Origin of the sequence: Mesorhizobium sp. M0011, assembly GCF_040324155.1 — a bacterium.
Lineage (GTDB): Bacteria > Pseudomonadota > Alphaproteobacteria > Rhizobiales > Rhizobiaceae > Mesorhizobium.
Window position 1 is genome coordinate 79,820 of the sequence record NZ_JAMYVQ010000011.1, and the last position, 22,225, is coordinate 102,044.

Here is a 22,225-nt window from a genome sequence, read left to right on the forward strand (position 1 = left end):
AAAACATGACGACAGGCTGGAATTTCCACGAACTCTATCTCTGGCACGAGACCGGCAATGCCGCGCAGTTCTTTCAGCCGAGCCTGACCATCGAGCCGGGCGAGCATGCGGAGAATGCCGACACGAAACGCCGATTCCGCAATCTGATGGAGGTTTCAGGCCTGACCGAGAAACTGTATAAGATCGCCTCCGTCGCGGTGAGCGAGGATGACCTCGCCCTGTTTCACGACCGCGACTACATCAGCCGTATCAAGCTGCTCAGTGATGGGCGCGGCGGCGATGCGAGCTATCTCACCCCCTTCGGCCATGGCAGCTACGAAATCGCCTGTCTGGCCGCTGGCGGCACGGCAGCGGTGATGGATGCGGTGTTGAGCGGCGATGCCGACAATGGCTATGCGCTGGTACGACCGCCCGGCCATCATGCCGAGCGCGGGCAAGGCATGGGCTTTTGCCTGTTCGGCAACGTTCCGGTCGCTATCCTGAAGAACCGGGCCAAACATGGCTTCGAGCGGGTCGCCAGCGTCGACTGGGATGTTCATCACGGCAACGGCACCCAGTCCGCCTTCTATTCGGACCCGTCGGTACTGACCATCTCGATCCATCAGGACGGTCTTTATCCGGATGACAGCGGTCTTCACAAGGAACGCGGCGAGGGCAAGGGCGAAGGCTACAACATCAATGTACCGCTGCCGGCCGGCTGCGGCCACGGCGCTTACATGTCCGTCTTCGAACGCGTCGTGCTACCGGCGCTCAATCGCTACAAGCCTGATCTCATCGTCGTGCCGTCGGGCTTCGACGCCTCGGCGGCCGATCCGCTGGGGCGCATGATGCTGCATAGCGGCAGCTACCGCGACATGACGCGGATGCTGATGCAGGCGGCGGACGACCTCTGCGGCGGGCGCCTGATGATGTCGCATGAGGGCGGCTATTCGGCCTCCTACGTTCCCTATTGCGGCCTGGCGGTGATGGAGCAACTGTCCGGCATCAGGACGCATATCGACGACCCGTTCCTGCCGGTCTTCGAAAGCTATGCCGGCCAACCCTTGCAGCCACATCAGGCGGCCGCTGTTTCCAGGGCGGAGGAACTTTTGGGCGGCATCGCCTAGAATTCTGATTGCGGTCAGCCAATGAGGCGATCTCAAGACACACCGGCGCCCAATCTCACAAATGCGGACTTGCGCTGACGGTAGGACGTGCGGCTGATGCAGCGTCGATAGTGAATGAGATAAACCGCAAATCGTTGCTTTTTCTGCGAAAAACTACGCCGGAGCATTCCAGACTACGCTAACTCCTACTCCCACTCGATTGTTCCCGGCGGCTTCGACGTCACGTCGTAGACGACGCGGTTGATGCCGCGGACCTCGTTGATGATGCGGGTGGCGGCAGCGCCGAGGAACGTCATGTCGTAGTGATAGAAATCCGCCGTCATGCCGTCGACCGAGGTGACGGCACGCAATGCGCAGACGAACTCGTAGGTGCGGCCATCGCCCATCACGCCGACCGTCTGCACCGGCAACAGCACGGCGAAGGCCTGCCAGATGGCGTCGTAGAGGCCGGCCTTGCGGATCTCGTCGAGATAGATGGCGTCGGCCTCGCGCAGGATCTCCAGCTTTTCGCGGGTGATGCCGCCGGGGCAACGGATGGCAAGACCCGGGCCTGGGAACGGGTGCCGGCCGATGAAGCTTTCGGGCAGGCCAAGCTCCTTGCCTAGCGCCCTGACCTCGTCCTTGAACAGCTCGCGCAGCGGCTCGACAAGCTGCATGTTCATGCGCGCGGGCAGGCCGCCGACATTGTGGTGCGACTTGATCGTCACCGACGGGCCGCCGGTGAAGGAGACACTTTCAATGACGTCGGGATAGAGCGTGCCCTGCGCCAGGAATTCGGCGCCGCCGAGTTTCTTGGCCTCTTCCTCGAACACCTCGATGAACAGCCGGCCGATGGTCTTGCGTTTTTTCTCCGGGTCCGACTCGCCCTTGAGGGCGTCGATGAAACGGTCCGACGCGTTCACCAGAATGAGCGGCAAATTGTAGTGTTCGCGGAACATCGCCACCACGCCCGCGGCCTCGTCCTTGCGCATCAGGCCGTGGTCGACAAGGATGCAGGTCAGCTGGTCGCCGACCGCTTCGTGGATCAACAGCGCCGCAACGGAGGAATCGACGCCGCCCGACAGCGCGCAGATGACCTTGCCCTTGCCGACCTGCTTGCGGATCGTCTCGACCGCGTGCTCGCGGTAGGCGCGCATGGTCCAGTCGCCCTCGATGCCGGCGATGTTGTGGACGAAATTCCTGAGCAGCCGGGCGCCGTCGGGCGTATGCACCACCTCGGGATGGAACATGATGCCGTACATCTTGCGCTCGATGTTGCCGAAGATGGCGAAGGGCGAGCCTTCCGACTTGCCGAACACTTCGAAGCCCTTGGGCAAGGAGATGACGCGGTCGCCATGGCTCATCCACACCTGGTGGCGCTGGCCGGGTGCCCACAGGCCCTCGAACAGCGGGCTGTCCTTTTGGATCTCGACGAAGGCGCGGCCGAACTCGCGATGGTCGGAGCTTTCGGCAACGCCGCCCATCTGCACGCACATGGCCATCTGGCCGTAACAGATGCCAAGCACCGGCACGCCGGAATCGAAGACGATCTGCGGCGCGCGCGGGCTGCCTATATCGCCGGTCGAAGCCGGACCGCCGGACAGAATGACGGCCTTCGGATTGATGCGCTTGAATGCCGCTTCGGCCGACTGGAACGGCACGATCTCGGAAAACACGCCGGCCTCGCGGATGCGGCGGGCGATGAGCTGGGTGAACTGGCTGCCGAAATCGACAATCAGGACGGTGTCGGGATGATTGGCTGTTTTCATGGCGAGCGTTTAGAGAAAGAAACGAGTCGGCGCAATGGGTTGCGTAGCCCGACTTTCAGGCTGGTCTGGCATCTTCATGGGATGGTTCCGTCCGAAGGGCGCCGTCGCCGATCGCCCGTTCGAGCCGCATGACGGCGTCCGCCAGCTTCTCGTCGATGACTTCAAGATATTCGGTCCAGTCGCCGACATGCCGCAGATCCGCCGCCCCGTCGGAAATGCCGCGCAGACCGATCAGCGGAATGTCGAACAGTTGGCAGGCGCGCAGGCAGGCGAAGGTCTCCATGTCGACCATGTCGGCGCTAACAGCATCATAGGCCGCGCCGGTGATGATCGCTGCGCCGGTCGACAGGGTCGCCTGCCTGATGTCCGGTATCTTGAAGGGCAATGGCACGGTTACCGGCAGGTCGAGGAAGGGTGTGGCGCCCTTTTCGAAGCCAAGCGGCGAAGCGTCGATGTCACGGTAGCTGACCGAAACCGCCTGGTAGATCTCCGTCTGCTGCAGCGTCCGACTGCCGGCTGAGCCGAGCGAAACAACGAGATCCGGCAGTGCTTTTTGCGATTTCAGCCAGGAGAGTTCCGCACCCAGCCTAACGCCGGCCTCGACGGGACCGACACCGGTCATCAACGGCGTGAACAGTTGCTTGAGGTGCGGACCGTATTCGGCCTGCGCCGCCATGACGAAGAGGACGTCCTTGCCCGCCAGGCGCGACACTTTACCGGTCATGATCTATTCCTCTCTACCCAATCACCTACACCGGAAGGTAAGAACGGCGACGTGCCCTCACCGGCGCCCAGCCCTCCGCTATGGCTCCGGGCGTTCGTGCTCGGAAAGCCCATTTGGGAGCTTTCCGTCCGCTCCGCGGACCGCTCCTCAACCTTCTATGCCATCACGCCCGACCACCGTCATCATGGTGCCGGTCATGGTGGCGATCAGCTTGGCCTCGCCGTCGGCGGCAAAGGCGTAGGCCTGGCCGTCGGCGACGATGATGGTGCGGCCCGGCTTGGTCACCGAGCCGCGGAACAGGAAGCGCTCGCCCCTGCCCGGCGCCAGGAGGTTGACCTTGAACTCGATGGTCAGCACGCCGGAATTTTCCGGCATCAGCGAAAAGGCGGCATAGCCGCAGGCCGAGTCCAGCGCCGTCGAAATGACGCCGGCATGGAGGAAGCCATGCTGCTGGGTGAGTGCCGCCGAATAGGGCATCTCGATCTCGATGATGCCGGGCGTCACCAGCGTCAGTTCGGCGCCGATCGTGGCCATCGCCTTCTGGCGCGCGAAGGAGGTCCTGACGCGATCCTCATAGTCCGGGGCGGGTACGATCTTTGCTGCCATTGCCGCTGCCTTCCTTTACGCGGATAAGCTTATTGCAGAGGCATGGGCGGCAGGCAATGCTTTTGCTGCACTGCACAATCGACCTGGCCTGCCGGCCGGCGCCGCGCATCCGTCAGGAATTGGATTCAGGCCGATCTGCGTAACGCACAGAGATAAAACCCATCGGTGCCGCTGAGCGCCGGCGACAGCGAGATGTCGCCTTTGGCGCCGATGCGTGCGGCTGCCTCATGGCCGGGAAAACGGCTGTCCCAGAGCTTGCGGTGGTCGACGGGAACATAACCGCTGTTACGGTCCCGAAAGGCCGCGATCTGCTCACCGTTTTCCTCATCAAACACCGAGCAGGTGATGTAGACCAGCAGGCCGCCCGGTTTGACATAGGCTTTGGCCGCATCGAGGATCGCCGACTGCTCGCCCTTGCGGGCATCGAGTTGTCTCTGCGTCAGCCGCCATTTGGCGTCGGGACGGCGGCGCCAGGTGCCGCTGCCGGTGCATGGGGCGTCGACCAGCACGATGTCCATGTGGTTGCCGAGCGGGGCGAGTTCGGCCGGCTTGGTGACGATCTGGACATTGCGGTTTTCAGAGCGGCGGATGCGGTCGAAGATCGGCGCCAGTCGCGCCTTTTCGGCATCGTGGGCAAATATCTGGCCACGATTTTCCATCGAAGCCGACAGTGCCAGCGTCTTGCCGCCGGCGCCGGCGCAGAAATCCAGCACCTGCATGCCGGCTTCGGCCCCGGCAAGGGCGGCCGCGATCTGCGAGCCTTCGTCCTGGACCTCGAACCAGCCCTTCTGGAAAGCCGGCTCGGCCTGCACGTTCGGGTGCCGGCCGTCGCCGTCGATCGGCGGGATGCGGATGCCGTGTGGCGCGATTGCCGAGGGTTTCGCGCCAGTTCCCGTCAGTTCGGCCAGCACCTTGTCGCGATTGGCCTGCAAGGTGTTGACCCTGAGGTCGAGCGGCGGGCGCGTTGCCAGCGCCGCGCCCTCGTCGGCCCAGGTCGAGCCAAAGGCTCGCTCGAAAAGCGGCGCGCACCAGTCGGGAACATCCGCCCGCACCGCGTCCGGCGCGTCGGCGAGCCGATGGTCGGCGATGGCCTGAAGCTCGGCGGCGGTCAGCAGCGGCGGTCCGAACTTGTCGCCATCAAGCGCCTCGTTGAGCGACTGGGCCGTCTGGCCCCATTCGAGCAGCAGCGCGCCGAAGCCGATGGCGCGCGGCGTGTCCTGCCCCAGCAGCCAGCCGGCGGAACGCTTGTGGCGCAAGGCGTCATAGACGATGTTGCCGATCGCCGCACGGTCGCCGCCGCCGGCGAAGCGATGCGACAGGCCCCAATCCTTCAGCGCGTCCGCCACCGGCCGGTGGCGCCGGCCGATGTCTTCCAGCACTTCGATGGCCGCAGCCAGCCGTCCGCCCAATCGCATGGTCTTGTTCCGTCACGCAGAAAATTATTCCGGCCCTGCTCTAGAGCGCGCAACCGGCGCGCACAAGCAGGTCGGCCTGCACAACCGCTCTGCTTTCCAACTTTTCTGGTTGCGAATACTCTTCCGGTTGTGATTCGCGGCGCGCAAAAGGTGGACCGGCGGATCGACCTGAGGAGAGGGCAATGAAGACTTATCTGGCGGAAGTTCTAGGCACATTTCTATTGGTGTTCATCGGTACGGCTTCTGTGGTGACGGGCGGCTTCGGTGGCGCGCTGCCGCTCGGCCAGGAAGGCATCGGTCTGGCGTTCGGCATCGGCCTCATCGCGGCGGCCTATGCGATCGGCCCGATTTCGGGCGCGCATCTCAATCCGGCGGTGACGCTCGGCGTCTTCCTTGCCGGCCGGCTGCCGGCCAAAGACGTCATCCCCTACTGGATCGCGCAGGTCATCGGCGGCGTCCTTGCTTCGCTGGCGTTGTGGATCATCGTTTCCGGCCAGGTTGGCGGACACACGACCGGCTTCGGCGCCAATGGCTGGGATGTGACGAAATGGGGCGTCAGCTCGGCATTTCTGTGGGAAGTGATCGGCACCTTCACCTTCGTCACCGTGATCCTTGGCGTCACGGCTGAAAAGCACTCGACGGCGTTCGCCGGACTGGTCATCGGCCTGACGCTGGCAGGATTGCACTTCGCCATCATCCCGGTGACCGGAACGTCGCTCAACCCGGCCCGCTCGATCGGCCCGGCGCTGTTTTCGGGAACTGCCGCGATCGGCCAGCTCTGGCTGTTCATCGTTGCACCGCTGATCGGCGGCGCCATCGCCGGCGTGGTTGCGAAGGCGCGGGTGTTTGAGAAGGATTGAGCTTTGGAGGGTTGAATACGAAGGCGCGGGCCATGGCCCGCGCCTGAGTGATTGGCACGATAGACCCGCCAGGCCTCCCCAATCACGGCTTGGATAGGCGCGGCCTTAGATGGGAGCTTTGCGCCCCATCTCGGTCGTTGAGGTTAGTGTTGCCAAATGCCTGAGAGCCGACACCGCAGACAGTAGGCTGCAGGTGCGTGCGCGCGTAAGAACGGTGCTCTCAACGTGACACTGCTAAAAAAGGGCGGGACGAAACGCCAAGCGCATTGTTGTCAACGCGACAAATGACTGTCGCGAAGGAAGGTCGAGGCTCGCTGAGGTTCGGTGGGCGGGCGACCTAAATACGACTAACACAAGCTATCGAGCACGCCAGTTCTTTTTCCGTGAACGGCTTGCTGAGAACGTTCATCTCGCGAGCGCCCGGTAGTTCGGCATAGCCCGTCGCTATAATGACGGGGATTTTCGGCCACTTGGTTTTCATTGCGTCCGATAGCTGCAGGCCTGTCATCTTTGGCATCGCATGGTCCGTTATGACGAGGTCGAACGGCTGCTCCTCCAGCAGGTCAAGGGCTGCTGCGGCCGAATGCGCCTCGGTAACGGCATGCCCAAGATCCTCAAGCATCGCAGCGGTGTTCAACAGCACTAGAACGTCGTCATCCACTGCCAGAATCCGGAGAGAGGCAGCCTCGGCGGTTTTCGGGCTGAGGGGCTCCTGCTCCCGCGCGCGGTCTGATGTCGCGGCAGCCACTGGCAGCCACATTTCCGCAGTCGTGCCTGCTCCCTTGTGGCTGATGAGAACCAGGCGCCCGCCCATCTGTTCCGTCATCCCGTGCACCATCGACAGACCCAGTCCCGTCCCTTTGCCAACTCCTTTTGTGGTGAAGAACGGTTCTGTCGCGCGGGCAAGCGTATCCTCGTCCATTCCTTCGCCACTGTCCATTATTGAAAGGCAGACATATTCGCCTGGCGCCAAGCCAGCGCCATGCCTTTCACCAATCCGTTCCTGCCGGGCGGAAATCAAGATCGTTCCCCCGTCAGGCATGGCATCCCTGGCGTTAACGCATAGATTCAGCAATGCGAGTTCGATTTGGCTCTCATCAATCATGACCTGATTGAGGGAAAGGGGAAATTTTGTCTGTATACTCGCCCTTGAGCCTAGCGATCGCTCTAGCAACTCCTTCATTCCCTGTATCAAGCTAATTATGTCAACGGGTCTTGGATCGAGTTGCTGTCGCCGCGCAAAAGCCAGCATGCGCTGCGTCAACGAGGCACCCCGTTGCGCACCGAGCACGGCATTGTCGAGGAGACGCAACAGCTGTGGATCGTCGGGCAGCCGTTTGCGAAGGAGTTCAAGACTGCCCAAAACCGCCATCAGCAGATTGTTGAAGTCGTGAGCCACGCCGCCCGTCAGCTTGCCGATCGCATCCATTTTCTGTGAATGAAAAAGGGCCTCACGTGCCTGATCCAGTGACTCCTGCGCCTTCTTCCGCTCTGTGATGTCGCGGGTAATCTTCGCAAAACCCAGAAGCTCGCCATTGTCGTGCCGTATCGAGTCAATGACCACGTGGGACCAGAACGCGGTGCCATCCTTGCGGATGCGCAAACCTTCCCGCTCAACTCGACCCTCACGCGCGGCGGTCTCCAGGGCGCTTTGCGGACCGCCTCGCTCGCGATCCTCGGGCGTATAGAATTGGGAAAAATGCTTCCCGATGATTTCGTTCGCCGAATAGCCTTTGATACGCTCGGCGCCTGAGTTCCAGCTCGTAATTATCCCTTGTGGATCGAGCATATAGATCGCGTAGTCCGTGACGCCTTGGACCAGACGTTGGAACTGCTCCTGGCTTTTGCGGAGTTCCTCCTCCGCTTTCTTTTGTTCGGTCAGATCACGGCTGACTTTGGCAAAGCCGGCCAGGTTGCCGCCTGGATCGCGGATGGGATCGATCACAATGTGAGCCCAGAAACGATTCCCCTCGCTTCGGACCTGCCAGCCTTCGCTCTCGAACTTGCCCTCACGGGCTGCTGTCTCCAGAGCACGCGCGGGCAGGCCGGAGTCCCGATCCTCCGGCGTGTAAAACCGGGAAAAATGCTGGCCAATGATCTCGCGGGAAGCATAGCCTTTGAATCGCTCGGCGCCCGCGTTCCAGCTCGTCACGATCCCGGAAGGATCCAGCATGTAGATCGCGTAATTGGTAACGGCCTGGACGAGAACGCGGTAGCGATCCTCATCGGCTGGATTGACGGTCCCTTGAATCATTCCCCCATCCATTTACTTCGCTGCAACGGGAGAAAACCGCCGCCGGCCCCTTATGGTTCCACGCTAAATCAAATGAACTGGTGCCGACGGACATGTGGTGGACCTCGCACCAGTGTGCATCCCAACTTCGTCCGCCATTTCAAGGAGATTTACTTGCCTCCCAGCAGCGCGCCGATTACTAGAATTAGCTCCAGAAAATCGATGTTTCCCTGGGCCAGGTGGCCAAGCGGTGCAACCGTTCTACATTATTGATGCCCAATGACGGGCTGACAGTTTCTGGTGGAGACTAGGGGCGGAATGGCCGAGCGAAAAAAGCAGCCCGTTGTAAGTTCCGGTATCGCCGGCTTGGACGAAATTCTTCGTGGTGGTCTGCCCGCTTCGAACTTTTATATCGTGCAGGGCGATCCCGGCGCAGGCAAAACCACGGCAGCCTTGCAGTTTCTGCGTGCCGGCGTGGCGGCCGGTGAACGCTGCATCTACGTCAGCCTTTCGCAAACCGCTTCCGAACTGCAGGCGATTGCCTCTTCACACGGCTGGACGCTCGATGGAATTCGCGTCGAAGAGCTTTCGGCCTCCGAAGCCGTGAGTGGCGCAGCCGATCAGACGATTTTCCAGACCGCCGACCTTCGCTTGGATGAGACGCGTAAGGCGATCGAACGCGCGATCGAAGAATACAAACCACACAGACTGGTGTACGACTCCTTGCTCGAAATCCGGCTGATCACCGGCGATACGCCAAGGTTTAGGCGGGAACTGATCGGCTTCAAAGCCTTCCTGGCCAGGCGGGGCATTGTGGCTGTTTTGCTCGATACCCAAACCAGTGGCGGCGATCACAATGGCGAGGAAATCGAGGGCATCGCCCACGGCGTCATCCGCCTTGATAAATCGCTCGAGGACTATGGTGCGGTGCGCCGGCGGATCGAAGTCAGCAAGATGCGTGGCGTGCCTTATGCCGACGGTTATCATGACATGGCCATTCGCGAGGGTGAAGGCGTCGTTGTGTTTCCAAGGATTGTGCCGGGCTCGCCTCCCGAGGTGACCAAGCCGCAACTGATCAAATCGGGAGTCGAGGCTCTCGACGAGATGTTTGGCGGCGGTCAGGAGTCAGGAACAATAACACTGGTTATCGGTCAGTCCGGAACCGGCAAGTCAACTATGTCGTCTCTTTACGCGACGGCTTCTCTCAAGCGAGGCGAGAGCGTTGCCCTCTTCCTGTTCGAGGAGCGGTTGGAGACCTTCTTTCGCCGCTCCGAAGGGCTCGGGATGGACCTGCGGCAGTTCCACAAGGATGGCCAACTGGTCATCTACGATTTTAGCCCGAACGAAATCTCGCCAGGCGAGTTCGGCCAGATCGTGCAGCAAGTCGTCAGCCGCAACAATACACGTGTGGTGGTGATTGACAGCTTCACGGGCTATCTGAATTCACTTCCCCACCGCGAAAAGGCGGTGCTCGACATCCAATCTCTCCTGAAACATCTCGCGCGTGCGGACGTGCTGACAATGCTCATCGTCGCGCAGCATGGATTGCTCGGGCAGAATGTCGGGATTGACGTCGATGTCAGCTTTCTCGGGGATACCGTGCTTCTACTTCGTATGGCCGAGCACGAGGGCCGGTTGAGGCGCAACATTACAGTCGTCAAAAAGCGCCACGGTCCGCACGACCTCGATGTCCGGGAACTCTTCATTGCAAGCTCCGGGGTTTCGGTCGTTGCCTACAATCCTCTGCCTGAGACGTGAGCGGCACCGATTCCAACGGTCTGGGAACGCTCGATTGGGTGCTCATTTTGGCGCCCTACCGCAAGGACGCTGCTTACACAACCTCCCTGCTGCAGGAGCGCGGTGTTCGGGCTCAAGCGGCCGACCCCGCGGATTTGAACAACCTGCTTGCGTTATCTCCCGGGGTGCTGGTCGTTACGCATGAAGCCTTGGACCCCACGGCCATCGCAACTGTTGCCAGTTTCCTTCAGCATCAGCCGAACTGGTCGGAAATACCCATCGTGATCCTACTCGACCGCGCGGCGCCCCAAGTGCGCGTCCAGGCCGCCCTGAACGCTGCCTGGCCACGTTCACGCCAGATTTTTTACCAACGTCCCGTGGCCGCGTTGGAACTGATCAGCGGGATACAGTCGGCACTCCTCACCAGAGCCCGCCAGCGCGACGTACGCGATTACCTTGAGCGGGAAACCGAGCTGCGCCTCGAACTCAATCATCGGGTAAAAAACATCCTCGCAACAGTCGTATCAATCTTTGACATGACACGGCGCGGCGCAACCTCGGCAGCCAGCCTGTCCGAAGACTTCAAGGGCCGCTTGAGAGCCTTGGCGGATGTTCATTCCGCTGTATTTGCGGCCGGCGGCGAGGCCGTACCTTTGACAGATGTCGTGAATTCGGTCCTCGCGCCGTACATTTCCAGCGGACAACACGGCATTACGATTCAGGGGCCCGAGGTGTTGCTTTCGCGCGAGGCCGGCACGACGCTCGCTCTCTCGCTCCACGAGCTTGCAACGAATGCGATCAAATATGGCGGATTGTCCTATCCCGAAGGAAGGATAGATTTGGAATGGAAGATCGCTTCGAGTTCGGAACCAGTTCTGGCGCTGAGATGGACAGAATCGGGAGGACCGCCGGTCGTTCAGCCCTCGCGAGTAGGATACGGCACACGCTATATGCGCGCCGCCCTGACCAGCCTGTTTGGAGAGCCTCCTGATCTCGTCTTCGCATCGGATGGCCTGCGTTTCTCGATTCACGGACTACTCTCCCGCCTTAGCCCGCAATCAACCGAGTAGTGTAGCGGCACCTTGGCTGCTCACCCAAAAGCACGGCATCTCGAGAAACATCGAGATTGCTATCAATTGAAGCTGGCTCAATGTCAACGTGGACGGCCCACCGGTGTTGGATGCCATCGGGGTTCGCAGTCGACGCCGGTCGTTGCCCAGCCGCAGCGCGAGCCAGCCCTCAAGCCGTCTCTGCGCCAGCAGCCCCAGTTCCTCGACCATCGCCTCGCGCATCAAGAACTTCTGCGGCTTGCCGGTCACGTCCTCGGCAATTCGGCGCGGAAGCGGAAACGCCATCTCAGGCAAAGGGCGGTCGTCTGCAGTTCCTGTCGGCTTCCAGACTGAAGAACCCAAGCAGTCCGTTGACGACCGGCGGCCGTCTCATCGCCGCATCCAATTGCCTGCCTGGACCAAAATTTTCACGGTACAAATATAAGAAATAAATATGTAAGAAATACCACGATATGGACCGCACCCGTCAAGAATGTTGTTCTTTCAGTACTAAAACTTACGTTGCATATGAACAGCGCTAAAATCAAAAGCACTGTGTCAGTCGCTGGAAGCCCCAGGGTTAACCCTCTTCCCGTCAGCAGGCTGGCGGCTGCGACCGCCGGTATTGTCAAACCAATTGTGGCGCAAGCGGAACCCATCGCGACATTCAAACCGCGTTGCAGCTCATTGTTGAGTGAAGCGCGAACCGCCGAAATGGCCTCTGGCATCAAAACCAGCCCGGCGATCAATGCCCCCACAATGCTGTCAGCCTGTGTCACCTGATAGGCAACGAGCGTATTTTCAACACTTGCGGCGACCTGCTCGGCGAGCATGACAATGCCAATCAGCCCGATCAAGAGCAGCAATGCGCCGGCAAAGACGCTTTCGTGAGGGGCGGTCCGCAGCGCAACGCCGCGGGCCTGCCCTTCGACAAAGTCTTCTCGGTGGCGGACAGTCTGCGCGAACACAAAACTTGCATAAAGCAGCACCGAAAGCACGCTCACAAAGCCAAGTTGAGCTGCCGAAAATGTGCCCGGCCCCGTAGCTTGTGTGTAGGTCGGCAGAATAAGCGTCATGATGGTCAGCGCGATCAGAACCGCCAAATATGCGCTGGTCCCTTGTCGAACAATTGCCTGCTTGCGATGACGCCAGCCGCCGAGCGCAAGACACGTGCCGACGACGCCGGTAGATGCAATCATCACCGTTGAGAAGACGGACTCACGTGCAAGCGTAGGGTTGTTCTCTCCATGCAGCATCATGGAAACGATGATCGACACCTCGATTGCCGTCACGGCAAAAGTCAGCACCAATGTGCCATAGGGCTCTCCTACACGCCGGGCCACCGCCTCGGCGTGGTCGAGCACCACGAAAATGGTGGTGAACATAATCGCACTCGAAAGCGCTCCGACGAGTATCCTGGCGCTCAGCGAACCTTCGTCCGCCGACAGCCCGCCTGCCCTTACTGCAACAGCCATCACCAAGGCGGCCAAGGGCATCGCATAAGAAACCACCGATCGTTTGAAACCACCCATTCAAGCCCCTATGCGCTTCTGCGAACCTTGCGGAAAACCCATGCGGAGTGTGGAGCGCCTTGGAAAACATCCGGCAGGCCCGACGGCCGGCGTTCGCCCCCTCACAAACAACGCGCTCCAAATGATGCAGCAGGATCGCGACCTGACCGCACCCAGCGCGCCGGACAAACCGAAGCGCCGCCTTCGCTCACGCCGTCTTCTGCGCCACCAGCCCCAGTTCCTCCACCATCGCCTCGCGCATCAAGAACTTCTGCGGCTTGCCGGTCACCGTCATCGGCAATTCGGTGCGGAAGCGTATGTGGCGGGGGATCTTGTAATGGGCGATCTGGCCGGCGCAGAAGTTCTTGACCTCCTGCTCGGTGGCGATCTGGCCGGGCTTGAGCACGATCCAGGCGCACAGCTCCTCGCCATATTTGGCGTCGGGAATGCCGAACACCTGCACCTCCTTGACCTTGGGGTGTCGGTAGAGGAATTCCTCGACCTCCCTGGGATAGACGTTCTCGCCGCCGCGGATGACCATGTCCTTGACCCGGCCGACGATGTTGCAATAGCCTTCGGCGTCGATGGTGGCGAGGTCGCCGGTGTGCATCCAGCCGTCGCTGTCGATCGCCTCGCGGGTCTTCTCCTCGTCGTCCCAGTAGCCCTTCATCACGGAATAGCCGCGCGTGCAAAGCTCGCCCGGCGCGCCGACGGCGACGGTGGCGCCATCGGCATCGACCGCCTTGACCTCGACATGGGGGTGGATACGCCCGACGGTCGAGACGCGCTTTTCCAGCGGGTCGTCGACGCCGCTCTGGAACGAGACCGGGCTGGTCTCGGTCATGCCGTAGGCGATGGTCACCTCTTCCATATGCATCAGCGACACCACCTTCTTCATCACCTCGATCGGGCATGGCGAGCCGGCCATGATGCCGGTGCGCAGGCTGGAGAGATCGAAGGCGGAAAAATCCGGATGATCCAGCAGGGCGACGAACATGGTCGGCACGCCATAAAGCCCGGTGCAGCGTTCCTGAGCCACCGCCTTCAGTGTGGCGCCGGCGTCGAACCCTTCTCCCGGGAAAACCATGGTCGCGCCTTTCGAGACGCAACCCATCGTGCCCATCGACATGCCGAAGCAGTGATAGAGCGGCACCGGAATGCACAGCCGGTCGTCGGCGGTCAGCTTGATCGCCGAAGTGACGAAATTGCCGTTGTTGACGATGTTGCTGTGGGTCAGCGTCGCGCCCTTGGGGGCTCCCGTGGTGCCTGAGGTGAACTGGATGTTGATGGCCTCGCCCGGCTTCAGCTTCTCCGAGATGCGGTCGAGGCTGTCATGCTCGTCACGCCCGGCCATGGCCAGCACGTCGCCGAAATTGAACATGCCGGGCGAATTCTCGTCGCCCATGCGGATGACGATCTTCAGCGCCGGCAGTTTCTGTGCCTTGAGCTTGCCCGACGTGGCCTTGGCGATCTCGGGTGCCAGCGTCTCGATCATGCCGAGATAGTCTGACGTCTTGAACCTGGCAGCGGTGACCAGCGCCTTGCAGCCGACCTTGTTCAGCGCATAGTCGAGCTCGGTCAACCGATAGGCGGGGTTGATGTTGACCAGGATCAGGCCGATGCGGGCGGTGGCGAACTGCGTCACCAGCCATTCCCAGCGGTTGGGCGACCAGATGCCGACGCGATCGCCCTTTGCCAACCCCAGTGCCAGGAAGCCGGCAGCCAGCGCGTCCACCGTGTCCGACAGTTCGCTCCAGGTGAAGCGCTTGTCCTGGTCGACGAAAACGGCGGCGTCGAGCGTGCCGTATTTGCTGACGGTGTCGGAAAACAGCGCGGGGATGGTCTTGTCGAGCAACGGCACGCTGCGTTCGCCAGAGACATGCGCCCTGTTGTCAACGGGTGCGACGAACACACCGCCAGCACGCGCGCCGCGTCCGCGCAAATTGCTGGCATTCTTCAACTCGTCGAGATTGACCGGCATCGCTCTCTCCTCCCGGGACTGGCCGAGCCTATCAGCCCGAGGGGGTGGTGAAAATCCCGCCGATGGTCGGGGCCGGGCAACGATACGGTCCACGACGCTTCGGGGCTCTTCGTTGGTTGACGAACATCAAAACGCAAAAACCCGCCTGGGCGGCGGGTCACTGGCGCAAATCAGCACCATAGGCAAAAATGTACCATAGCTGACTGCACCGGTCAAGGAAATAATTCCTATACAGGAAAAACCCTGGCGCAAAGTTACCGACACCGCAGGACGGACCGCCGTAGGGGTTTTGAAGCTGGGTTTGGAGCCCTGAGGGCAGCGGGCGAAGGCCCGCCGCTATCCGACCGCTGACGCCATCTTCGCCGCGATGTCGCGCAAGAGTGCCTCATCCGCCGCTGCCCGTGTCCTCTTCGACGCCACCAGACAGGCCTGCGAGCGCAGGACGAGGCCATCGCCGAGTATCTTGAGATGATTGGCGCGCAGCGTCGAGCCGGTGGTCGTGATGTCGACGATGACATCGGCCAGACCGGCCGCCGGCGCGCCTTCGGTAGCCCCTAGGCTCTCGACGATGCGATAAACCTGGATGCCGTGCTTCTGCGAGAAGAATTGCTGCGTCAGCCGCCAGTATTTGGTGGCGATGCGCAGCCGCCGGCCATGGCGCTGGCGAAAATCGGCGGCGACGTCGTCGAGATCGGCCATGGTGTCGACATCGAGCCATATGTCGGGCACGGCAACCACGACATCGGCATTGCCGAAGCCGAGACGGGCGACAATTTCGGCGCGGGTCTCCCAGTCGGCGAGGTTTTCACGCACCAAATCCTCGCCGGTGATGCCCAGATCGACGGCGCCCTGGCCGATCTCGCCTGATATTTCGGAAGCCGACAGGAACACCACTTCGACATCATCCAGACCCTCGACGCGGGCGTGGTATTTGCGCTCGTCACCGGGCAGGCTGACGGCGAGGCCGGCTTTGGCCAGTATTTGCAGCGCCTGCTCTTTCAGGCGGCCTTTCGACGGGATCGCCAGCGTGATCATGGCGCCGTCTCCCGCAATGCCTCGATGCGGTCGAGCCAGACCGAAAAGCCGACGCCGGGGATAGGCGTCTTCGCGCCAAGCAAGGTCAGCAGCCGGTCATAGCGGCCGCCGCCGACCAGCGGCCGGTCGCCATTGTCGGCCGCGATTTCGAAAACCAGGCCGGTGTAGTAATCGAGCGGGCGGCCGAAGGCGGCGTCGTAGCGGACTTTATCGGCCGGCAAGCCATGCGTTTCGATCGCCTTGGCGCGGGCAGCGAACTTTTCCAGCGCGACATCGAGCGACAGACCGGCGCCGGTGGCGAAGGACTCCAGCGCCTGGGTTGCGCCATCAAGCGGAACGTCGATCGCCAGAAAATCCTTCAGCGCGGAAAAGGCCTCGCTCGACAACCGAACGCTGCGCAATTCGGCTTTCTCGATCAGCCGCCGGGCAATGTCGGACGGCGCGCGTCCGGCGGACGCCGACAGGCCCGCCTCTTCCATGCCTCTGGCGATATGGGCGGAAAGACCGTCCAGATCACCGTCTAGCACAAGGGCCGCGACCGGCCCGGAGAGCTGGCCGTTGCGCGGCGGGTTGGCGAGATCGGCGAGTGCCGCCTCAAGCATCGGCGCCGAGCCGAACGCACGGGCAAGGCGCATGCGCCAGCCGCGCGGCAGGCCAAGGGCAGCCAGAACCGCCTCGAAAATAGTCTGGTCGCCGAGCGTGATCGCCAATGCCTGGCCGGGCAGCACCAGCGACAGCAGCGCATGCGCATCGGCCACCGAGCGGGCATCGGCTCCAGCGGTATCGCGGTCGCCGAGATCCTCGATGCCGGCCTGGAAGAACTCGTTGCCGCCTTCGCGGCGCTGGCGAAACACCTCGCCCAGATAGGAATAACGGCGCGGCGTGCCGGCCTGCGAGCTTATGTGGTCGAGGCAGACCGGAATGGTGAATTCCGGCCGCAGGCACAATGTCTGCCCGGTTTCGCTTTCGGTCAGGAAGATACGGCGGCGTAGATCCTCGCCGGCCATGTCGAGGAACGGGTCGGCCGGCTGCAATATGGCGACTTCGACCGCATGCGTGTTGCGGGTGGCGAAGAGGTTGGTGATGTCGGTTGATATTGCGGGGTAGCGGGAGGTCATCGATCGGATGGGCGCGAGGCACCCCCCTCTGGCCTGCCGGCCATCTCCCCCGCAAGGGGGGAGATTGGCAGCTTCGAGCTTGGCGCGCCATCTTCAACACCGGAGATTGGCGAAAGCCTCGACGGCATCCAATCTCCCCCCTTGCGGGGGAGATGGCCGGCAGGCCAGAGGGGGGTGTTCAAGCGCCACCTTTCGCGCGATCAGCAGCCTGCGCCCCCAGGATCTTCATAACCTCGGAGACCAGCTCGCTTTCCGCCACCGTCACCTGCGCCGGGCGGGCGGCGCGCCATTCGGCGTTGTCTGTGATTTCGGCCGACATGCGCGCGCCTTCGATCAAATCCTTGATCTGCAGTTCGCCCTTGGCGCGCTCGTCGCCACCCTGGATGATGGCGACCGGGCAGCCGCGGCGGTCGGCATATTTGAGCTGCGCCTTCATGCCGGCGCCGCCGAGATACATTTCGGAACGGATGCCGGCGGCGCGCAGCTCCGCCACCATCTTCTGGTAGCGGCCGAGGCTGTCGGTGTCCTTGTCCATCACCAGCACGACGACAGGTGCGATCACGTCCGAGGCGTCGAGCTTGCCGAGGTTCTTCAGCGCCGTCATCAGCCTGGACACGCCGATGGAAAAACCGGTCGCCGGCACCGGCTCGCCGCGAAAGCGCGAGACGAGGCCATCATAGCGGCCGCCGCCGCCGACCGAACCGAAGCGCACGATCTGGCCGTCCTCGTTGGGGATTTCGGCCAGCAGTTCCGCTTCGAAGACCGGGCCGGTGTAGTACTCGAGGCCGCGCACGACCGAAGGGTCTATGCGGATGCGATCGGGACCATAACCTGCAGCAAGAACGAGCAGTTTAATTTGAGCTAACTCTGCTGTGCCTTCGGCAAAGGCGATGTTGCCGGTGCGGCCAAACAGCTGATTGAAGGGAAAGCGAGGGTCGGGCGTGAAAGCTGCCCCATCCCCGTAAGCTTCGCCACCTCCGGCCTTTCCTTCAATTGCGACAGTGGCGTGCACGATGGCAAGGACCAGATCAACCTCAACCTCATCCAGCCCCGCGCCTTTGGTGAAATCGCCGCTCTCGTCCAGGCGGCCCTTGCCGAGGAGGTTGCGCACGCCGTCTGCGCCGATTTTGTCCAGTTTGTCGATCGCGCGCAGCACCGTCAGCCTTCGTCCGGCATTCTCCTCGCCGCCAAGCCCGATCGCCTCCAGCACGCCATCCAGAACCTTGCGGTTGTTGACGCGAATGACGTAGTCGCCGCGCTTGATGCCGAGCGCTTCCATCACGTCGGCCATCATCATCGCCATTTCGGCGTCGGCGGCCACGCCCGGCGTGCCGATCGTGTCGGCGTCGAACTGCATGAACTGGCGGAAGCGGCCGGGGCCTGGCTTCTCGTTGCGGAACACCCAGCCGGAGCGATAGCTGCGGTAGGGTTTGGGCAGCCGCTCATAATTCTCGGCGACGTAACGGGCCGTCGGCGCCGTCAAATCATAGCGCAGCGACAGCCACTGGTCGTCGTCATCCTGGAAGGAGAACACGCCTTCGTTCGGCCGGTCCTGGTCGGGCAGGAATTTTCCAAGCGCATCGGTGTATTCGATCAGCGGCTGGTCAGCGGGCTCGAAACCGTAAAGCTCATAGACCGAGCGGATCGTCGCCATCATCTTCTCGACGGCGCGGATGTCCTCGGCGCTGCGGTCGGCAAAACCGCGCGGCAGTCGCGCTTTCGTCTTTTCCGATTTGTCGGCCATGAGCTGGGGTCTTTTTGCTAAGTAATCGATGACATATTGCGGGTGGGCGTGTCCTAACCGAAGCGGCTTGGTGCGGCAAGGCCGCCGAGGCGCACCGTTTCCGCCCCCTCGAGGCGAAGCACATGAGTTCTCGCCTTCGTTTCATTTGCCTCTGAAACAAAACCGCACCGAGAATGAAACAATCCCGCCATGCGCGCGGCATCGTGCCGACACAATCGCAAGAGATAAACGCGCCGAAATGGGGGGGTTCGCGGCGATGAGCAGCACAGCAAGATTCCATGCCATCGGCAGCGATGCCGGCGAATTGCCCGCACGTTTGCGCCCGGCCGACATCGACGCTCCGAAAATGGTCAGCCAGGCTGCCGGCCCGTTCGAAGTCCCGGCCGACACCGGCAAGGGTCCATCCATGCGCGACGCGTTGATAACCGGCCTGCTGGTGATCTATCCGACCGTGGCCACGGTGGTGGCGATTGTCGCCGGCCTGGTGCTGGCCAGCGCCAACGGCACCTGAAGTTACCCCCACCCGCGCCTTCGGCGCGACCTCCCCACAAGGGAGAGGTGGGGAGCCCTATTTCGGCCGCCTGAAAGCCTTCCGCTGCTTCTCAACCTCTTTGCGGCAGACGCAGCCCTCGAGGTGGTCGTTGACCAGGCCCATGGCCTGCATGAAGGCGTAGACCGTGGTCGGGCCGACGAAGCTCCAGCCGCGCTTCTTCAGCTCCTTCGAAATCCGCACCGAGACGGCCGTGGTCGGGTTGGCGCGCAGATGCGCGAGATCGACGATCACGGGCCGCTCATCCTTGCCGGGTTCGAACTTCCAGAACCAGGCGGCCAGCGAGCCGAATTCATCCACCATTTCGCGGGCGCGCTTGGCGTTGTTGATGGTCGAGACGATCTTGCCGCGATGGCGGATGATGCCGGCATTGCCGAGCAGGCGCTCGACATCCTTGTCGGTGAAGGCGGCGACCTTGTCGAATTCGAAATTGGCGAAGGCTTCGCGAAAATTCTCCCGCTTGCGCAGAATGGTCAGCCACGACAGGCCCGACTGAAAGCCTTCGAGGCAGATCTTTTCGAACAGCCTGCGGTCGTCGGCCACAGGCCGGCCCCATTCATGATCATGGTAGTGCAGATAGTCGGGCAGATTGCCGTGCCAGAAGCAGCGCGCGACACCATCAGGACCGGCGAGCAGGCCGGTGTTTTCCTTGTCCATAAGCCAAAATCCGTTCGTTAACGCGCTTTTGCGCGGCATTTACTGCGGCTTTACCAGATTCCTGAACCCGGCGGTAACCACACCAAAAGGTTTACCGACAGTTCTGCATTTTACGCATTCCGATTCATGTTTCGGTTGCTGCTTGCGCGCCAATGATCGCCGAACCGGGAGGACGTTTCCACCCGTTTTGTATCAGACGATCAAGGTGCGTTACGATGAAGACAGTTCTGTTTCCCGTGCTCGGCGCCGTGGCTGTGTTTGCCGCCGGCGTCACACCCTCAACCGCCGGCGACCGCTATGCCGACAGGCCGCCGGTGATGGTGAGCCCCGACCTTTCGGCACCCTGGGTGCTGCAGCTTGGCCATGCGCCCGGTATCGTGCGCCAGAACCGCCAGGTCGTCCAGCAACAGCGGCGCCTGCGCCTGGCGCAGCCCGACCGAGTGCAGACTGCGGCGGTGCAGCCGCCGGCCAAGCGCATGGTCGCGCGTCCTCAGATCAACCCGATCTACCTGCCCCAGGAAGTCGACTATGACGGAGGCCAGAAGCCGGGCACGATCGTCATCGACACCACGCAGAACTTCCTCTACCTCGTCGAGAAGAACGGCAAGGCAAGGCGCTATGGCGTCGGCACCGGCAAGCCGGGCTTCGAATGGTCGGGTACGCACAAGATCACCAACAAGCGCGAGTGGCCGGACTGGCGCCCGCCGGCGCAGATGATCAAGCGCGAAGCCGCCAAGGGCCGCTACCTGCCGACCTATCTTGCCGGCGGCACGGAGAACCCGCTTGGCGCCCGCGCGCTCTACCTCGGCACGACCGAGTACCGCATCCACGGCACCAACCAGCCGTGGACGATCGGCGGTGCGGTGTCATCGGGCTGCATCCGCATGCGCAACGAGGACGTCGTCGACCTCTATGAACGGGTCAATGTCGGAACCACAGTCGAGGTGATATAATAATCCCTGCGAATCACCTGGCCGGCAAAGCAGTCCGCTTTTCGAGGCCAGTTAGGGACAACGGGGACGGGCCGTATGGGGATGCGGCCGGTCAGGAAGGGCAGCACGGGAAACCGCGCTGCCCTTTCCGTTTTCGAGTAAAAATTGGCCTGACAGCAGGCAAGACTGCGCCTGAACGTCGCGCCAGGGGCACAGCGGTTCGCTTTCATGCTGCCCTTCGCCGTATTCTTTTGCTATCTCGGCGGCACGTTCCAGCCAGAGAGTTCATTCATGCCCCTGTCCGATGACAGCCGTTATCTCAGAGGCGGCCCGGTCGCCCAGCGCATCATCGCCGCCGTGCGCGAGGATGCCGCGATTGCCAAAGCCGAGGGATTTCCGCCCAAGCTGATCTCGATCACCGTCGGCGACACCGATGCGGTGGACGTCTATGTGCGCAACCAGCGCGCCAAGGCGCAACTGGCCGGTATCGATTTCGAGGAACGGCGCTTTCCCGCCACCATCACGTCAGGCGAACTGGAAGCGGCGATCCACGGCCTGAACGCCGATCCGCGCGTCACCGGCATCATCATTCAGCGGCCGGTCCCAGTGCATATCCCGATCAGGACGCTGCAGGCGGCGGTGCATCCGCTCAAGGATGTCGAAGGCATGCATCCGGCCTCGATCGGCAACATCGTCTACAACCAGCTCGATCTCGCGCCTTGCACGGCGGCGGCCTCGGTCGAACTGCTCAAGGAAACCGGCCTCGACCTCAAGGGACTGGAAGTCGTCATCGTCGGCCATTCGGAAATCGTGGGCAAGCCGATCGCCTTCCTGTTGATGAGCGAAGGCGCGACGGTGACCGTGTGCCACCACATGACGCGGTCGGTCGCCGCCCATGCGCGACGTGCCGATGCGCTGTTCGTCGCCGTTGGCAAGCCGCGGCTGATCAAGGCCGACATGGTCAAGCCGGGTGCGGCCGTTATCGACATCGGCATCAATTCCGAAATCGGCCCCGACGGCTCAAGCCGCATCGTCGGCGACGTCGACACCGAAAGCGTGCGCGAGGTCGCCTCCTGGATCACCCCGGTGCCGGGCGGTGTCGGCCCGATTACGGTCGCCATCCTGCTGCGCAACACCATGGTCGCGCTCAGCCGCCAGCGCGCGCTCTATGAGGCGACCTACGGCACGGCGGACAGGCTCGCGGCGGAGTAAGCACAGA

Annotated in this window: 19 protein-coding genes; 7 read left to right on the plus strand and 12 right to left on the minus strand. The window is 62.2% G+C overall.

Features of this window, described 5'->3' with window-relative positions; all coding sequences use genetic code 11:
• Positions 1 to 5: 5 nt before the first annotated feature.
• Entirely contained in the window at positions 6 to 1,106 is a 1,101-nt protein-coding gene (locus tag NKK51_RS14840) for a histone deacetylase-like amidohydrolase (RefSeq protein WP_023809007.1), read from the plus strand.
• Positions 1,107 to 1,291: 185 nt separating this feature from the next.
• On the opposite strand, the gene guaA is transcribed toward NKK51_RS14840, so the two are convergent.
• The 4 genes from guaA to NKK51_RS14860 form a co-directional block, all read right to left on the minus strand.
• Positions 1,292 to 2,854, minus strand: a complete 1,563-nt coding sequence (gene guaA / locus NKK51_RS14845; RefSeq protein ID WP_352553570.1) for a glutamine-hydrolyzing GMP synthase — start codon at positions 2,852 to 2,854, stop codon at positions 1,292 to 1,294.
• Between the two features lie 55 nt (positions 2,855 to 2,909).
• Positions 2,910 to 3,578 (minus strand): 5'-methylthioadenosine/S-adenosylhomocysteine nucleosidase, encoded by a 669-nt coding sequence (locus tag NKK51_RS14850; protein ID WP_352553572.1) that lies wholly within the window; start codon positions 3,576 to 3,578, stop codon positions 2,910 to 2,912.
• A 147-nt stretch (positions 3,579 to 3,725) separates the two neighbouring features.
• Positions 3,726 to 4,184 carry a PaaI family thioesterase gene (locus NKK51_RS14855; RefSeq protein ID WP_013530371.1) on the minus strand — a complete coding sequence of 153 codons (459 nt, stop codon included), beginning with the start codon at positions 4,182 to 4,184 and terminating at the stop codon, positions 3,726 to 3,728.
• A gap of 125 nt (positions 4,185 to 4,309) precedes the next feature.
• Positions 4,310 to 5,599: an RsmB/NOP family class I SAM-dependent RNA methyltransferase gene (locus tag NKK51_RS14860; protein WP_352553574.1), complete on the minus strand. Its 1,290-nt coding sequence runs from the start codon at positions 5,597 to 5,599 to the stop codon at positions 4,310 to 4,312.
• A 182-nt stretch (positions 5,600 to 5,781) separates the two neighbouring features.
• On the opposite strand from NKK51_RS14860, the gene NKK51_RS14865 reads away from it, so the two are divergent.
• Positions 5,782 to 6,459 (plus strand): MIP family channel protein, encoded by a 678-nt coding sequence (locus NKK51_RS14865; RefSeq protein WP_023809011.1) that lies wholly within the window; start codon positions 5,782 to 5,784, stop codon positions 6,457 to 6,459.
• 337 nt (positions 6,460 to 6,796) lie between these two features.
• Here NKK51_RS14865 and NKK51_RS14870 read toward each other — a convergent pair whose 3' ends face one another.
• The gene (locus NKK51_RS14870) at positions 6,797 to 8,713 is read right to left on the minus strand and encodes a hybrid sensor histidine kinase/response regulator (RefSeq protein WP_352553576.1); all 1,917 of its coding nucleotides are present in this window, start codon (positions 8,711 to 8,713) and stop codon (positions 6,797 to 6,799) included.
• A 297-nt stretch (positions 8,714 to 9,010) separates the two neighbouring features.
• On the opposite strand from NKK51_RS14870, the gene NKK51_RS14875 reads away from it, so the two are divergent.
• Entirely contained in the window at positions 9,011 to 10,450 is a 1,440-nt protein-coding gene (locus NKK51_RS14875) for a DUF7125 family protein (protein ID WP_023809013.1), read from the plus strand.
• A complete protein-coding gene (locus NKK51_RS14880; protein WP_352553578.1) occupies positions 10,447 to 11,499 on the plus strand; it encodes a sensor histidine kinase in 1,053 nt (350 codons plus the stop codon). The genes NKK51_RS14875 and NKK51_RS14880 overlap by 4 nt, the downstream gene beginning before the upstream one ends.
• On the opposite strand, the gene NKK51_RS14885 is transcribed toward NKK51_RS14880, so the two are convergent.
• From NKK51_RS14885 to hisS, 6 genes are all read right to left on the minus strand, one after another.
• Complete coding sequence (locus NKK51_RS14885) at positions 11,488 to 11,793, minus strand: lysophospholipid acyltransferase family protein (RefSeq protein WP_155930537.1); 306 nt, start codon at positions 11,791 to 11,793, stop codon at positions 11,488 to 11,490. The two genes, NKK51_RS14880 and NKK51_RS14885, sit on opposite strands and share 12 nt — an antisense overlap.
• 113 nt (positions 11,794 to 11,906) lie before the next feature.
• Positions 11,907 to 13,010 carry a calcium:cation antiporter gene (locus NKK51_RS14890; RefSeq protein WP_352553580.1) on the minus strand — a complete coding sequence of 368 codons (1,104 nt, stop codon included), beginning with the start codon at positions 13,008 to 13,010 and terminating at the stop codon, positions 11,907 to 11,909.
• Positions 13,011 to 13,197: 187 nt separating this feature from the next.
• Positions 13,198 to 14,970, minus strand: coding sequence for an AMP-binding protein (locus NKK51_RS14895; protein ID WP_352553582.1), 1,773 nt, complete (start codon positions 14,968 to 14,970; stop codon positions 13,198 to 13,200).
• Positions 14,971 to 15,306: 336 nt separating this feature from the next.
• Positions 15,307 to 16,005, minus strand: a complete 699-nt coding sequence (gene hisG, locus NKK51_RS14900) for an ATP phosphoribosyltransferase (RefSeq protein ID WP_352553584.1) — start codon at positions 16,003 to 16,005, stop codon at positions 15,307 to 15,309.
• Positions 16,002 to 17,123 carry an ATP phosphoribosyltransferase regulatory subunit gene (locus NKK51_RS14905; RefSeq protein WP_128302572.1) on the minus strand — a complete coding sequence of 374 codons (1,122 nt, stop codon included), beginning with the start codon at positions 17,121 to 17,123 and terminating at the stop codon, positions 16,002 to 16,004. Before NKK51_RS14905 ends, hisG begins: the two co-directional genes overlap by 4 nt.
• A gap of 178 nt (positions 17,124 to 17,301) precedes the next feature.
• Positions 17,302 to 18,867 (minus strand): histidine--tRNA ligase, encoded by a 1,566-nt coding sequence (gene hisS, locus NKK51_RS14910; protein WP_352553586.1) that lies wholly within the window; start codon positions 18,865 to 18,867, stop codon positions 17,302 to 17,304.
• Between the two features lie 256 nt (positions 18,868 to 19,123).
• Between hisS and NKK51_RS14915 the strand changes: the two genes are divergently transcribed.
• A complete protein-coding gene (locus NKK51_RS14915) occupies positions 19,124 to 19,378 on the plus strand; it encodes a hypothetical protein (RefSeq protein WP_352553588.1) in 255 nt (84 codons plus the stop codon).
• Positions 19,379 to 19,435: 57 nt separating this feature from the next.
• Here NKK51_RS14915 and NKK51_RS14920 read toward each other — a convergent pair whose 3' ends face one another.
• Positions 19,436 to 20,074: a DNA-3-methyladenine glycosylase I gene (locus NKK51_RS14920; RefSeq protein ID WP_352553590.1), complete on the minus strand. Its 639-nt coding sequence runs from the start codon at positions 20,072 to 20,074 to the stop codon at positions 19,436 to 19,438.
• A 215-nt stretch (positions 20,075 to 20,289) separates the two neighbouring features.
• Between NKK51_RS14920 and NKK51_RS14925 the strand changes: the two genes are divergently transcribed.
• Both NKK51_RS14925 and NKK51_RS14930 read left to right on the plus strand, forming a co-directional pair.
• Entirely contained in the window at positions 20,290 to 21,027 is a 738-nt protein-coding gene (locus NKK51_RS14925) for a L,D-transpeptidase (RefSeq protein ID WP_352553592.1), read from the plus strand.
• 270 nt (positions 21,028 to 21,297) lie between these two features.
• A complete protein-coding gene (locus NKK51_RS14930; protein WP_352553594.1) occupies positions 21,298 to 22,218 on the plus strand; it encodes a bifunctional 5,10-methylenetetrahydrofolate dehydrogenase/5,10-methenyltetrahydrofolate cyclohydrolase in 921 nt (306 codons plus the stop codon).
• Positions 22,219 to 22,225 lie beyond the last annotated feature (7 nt).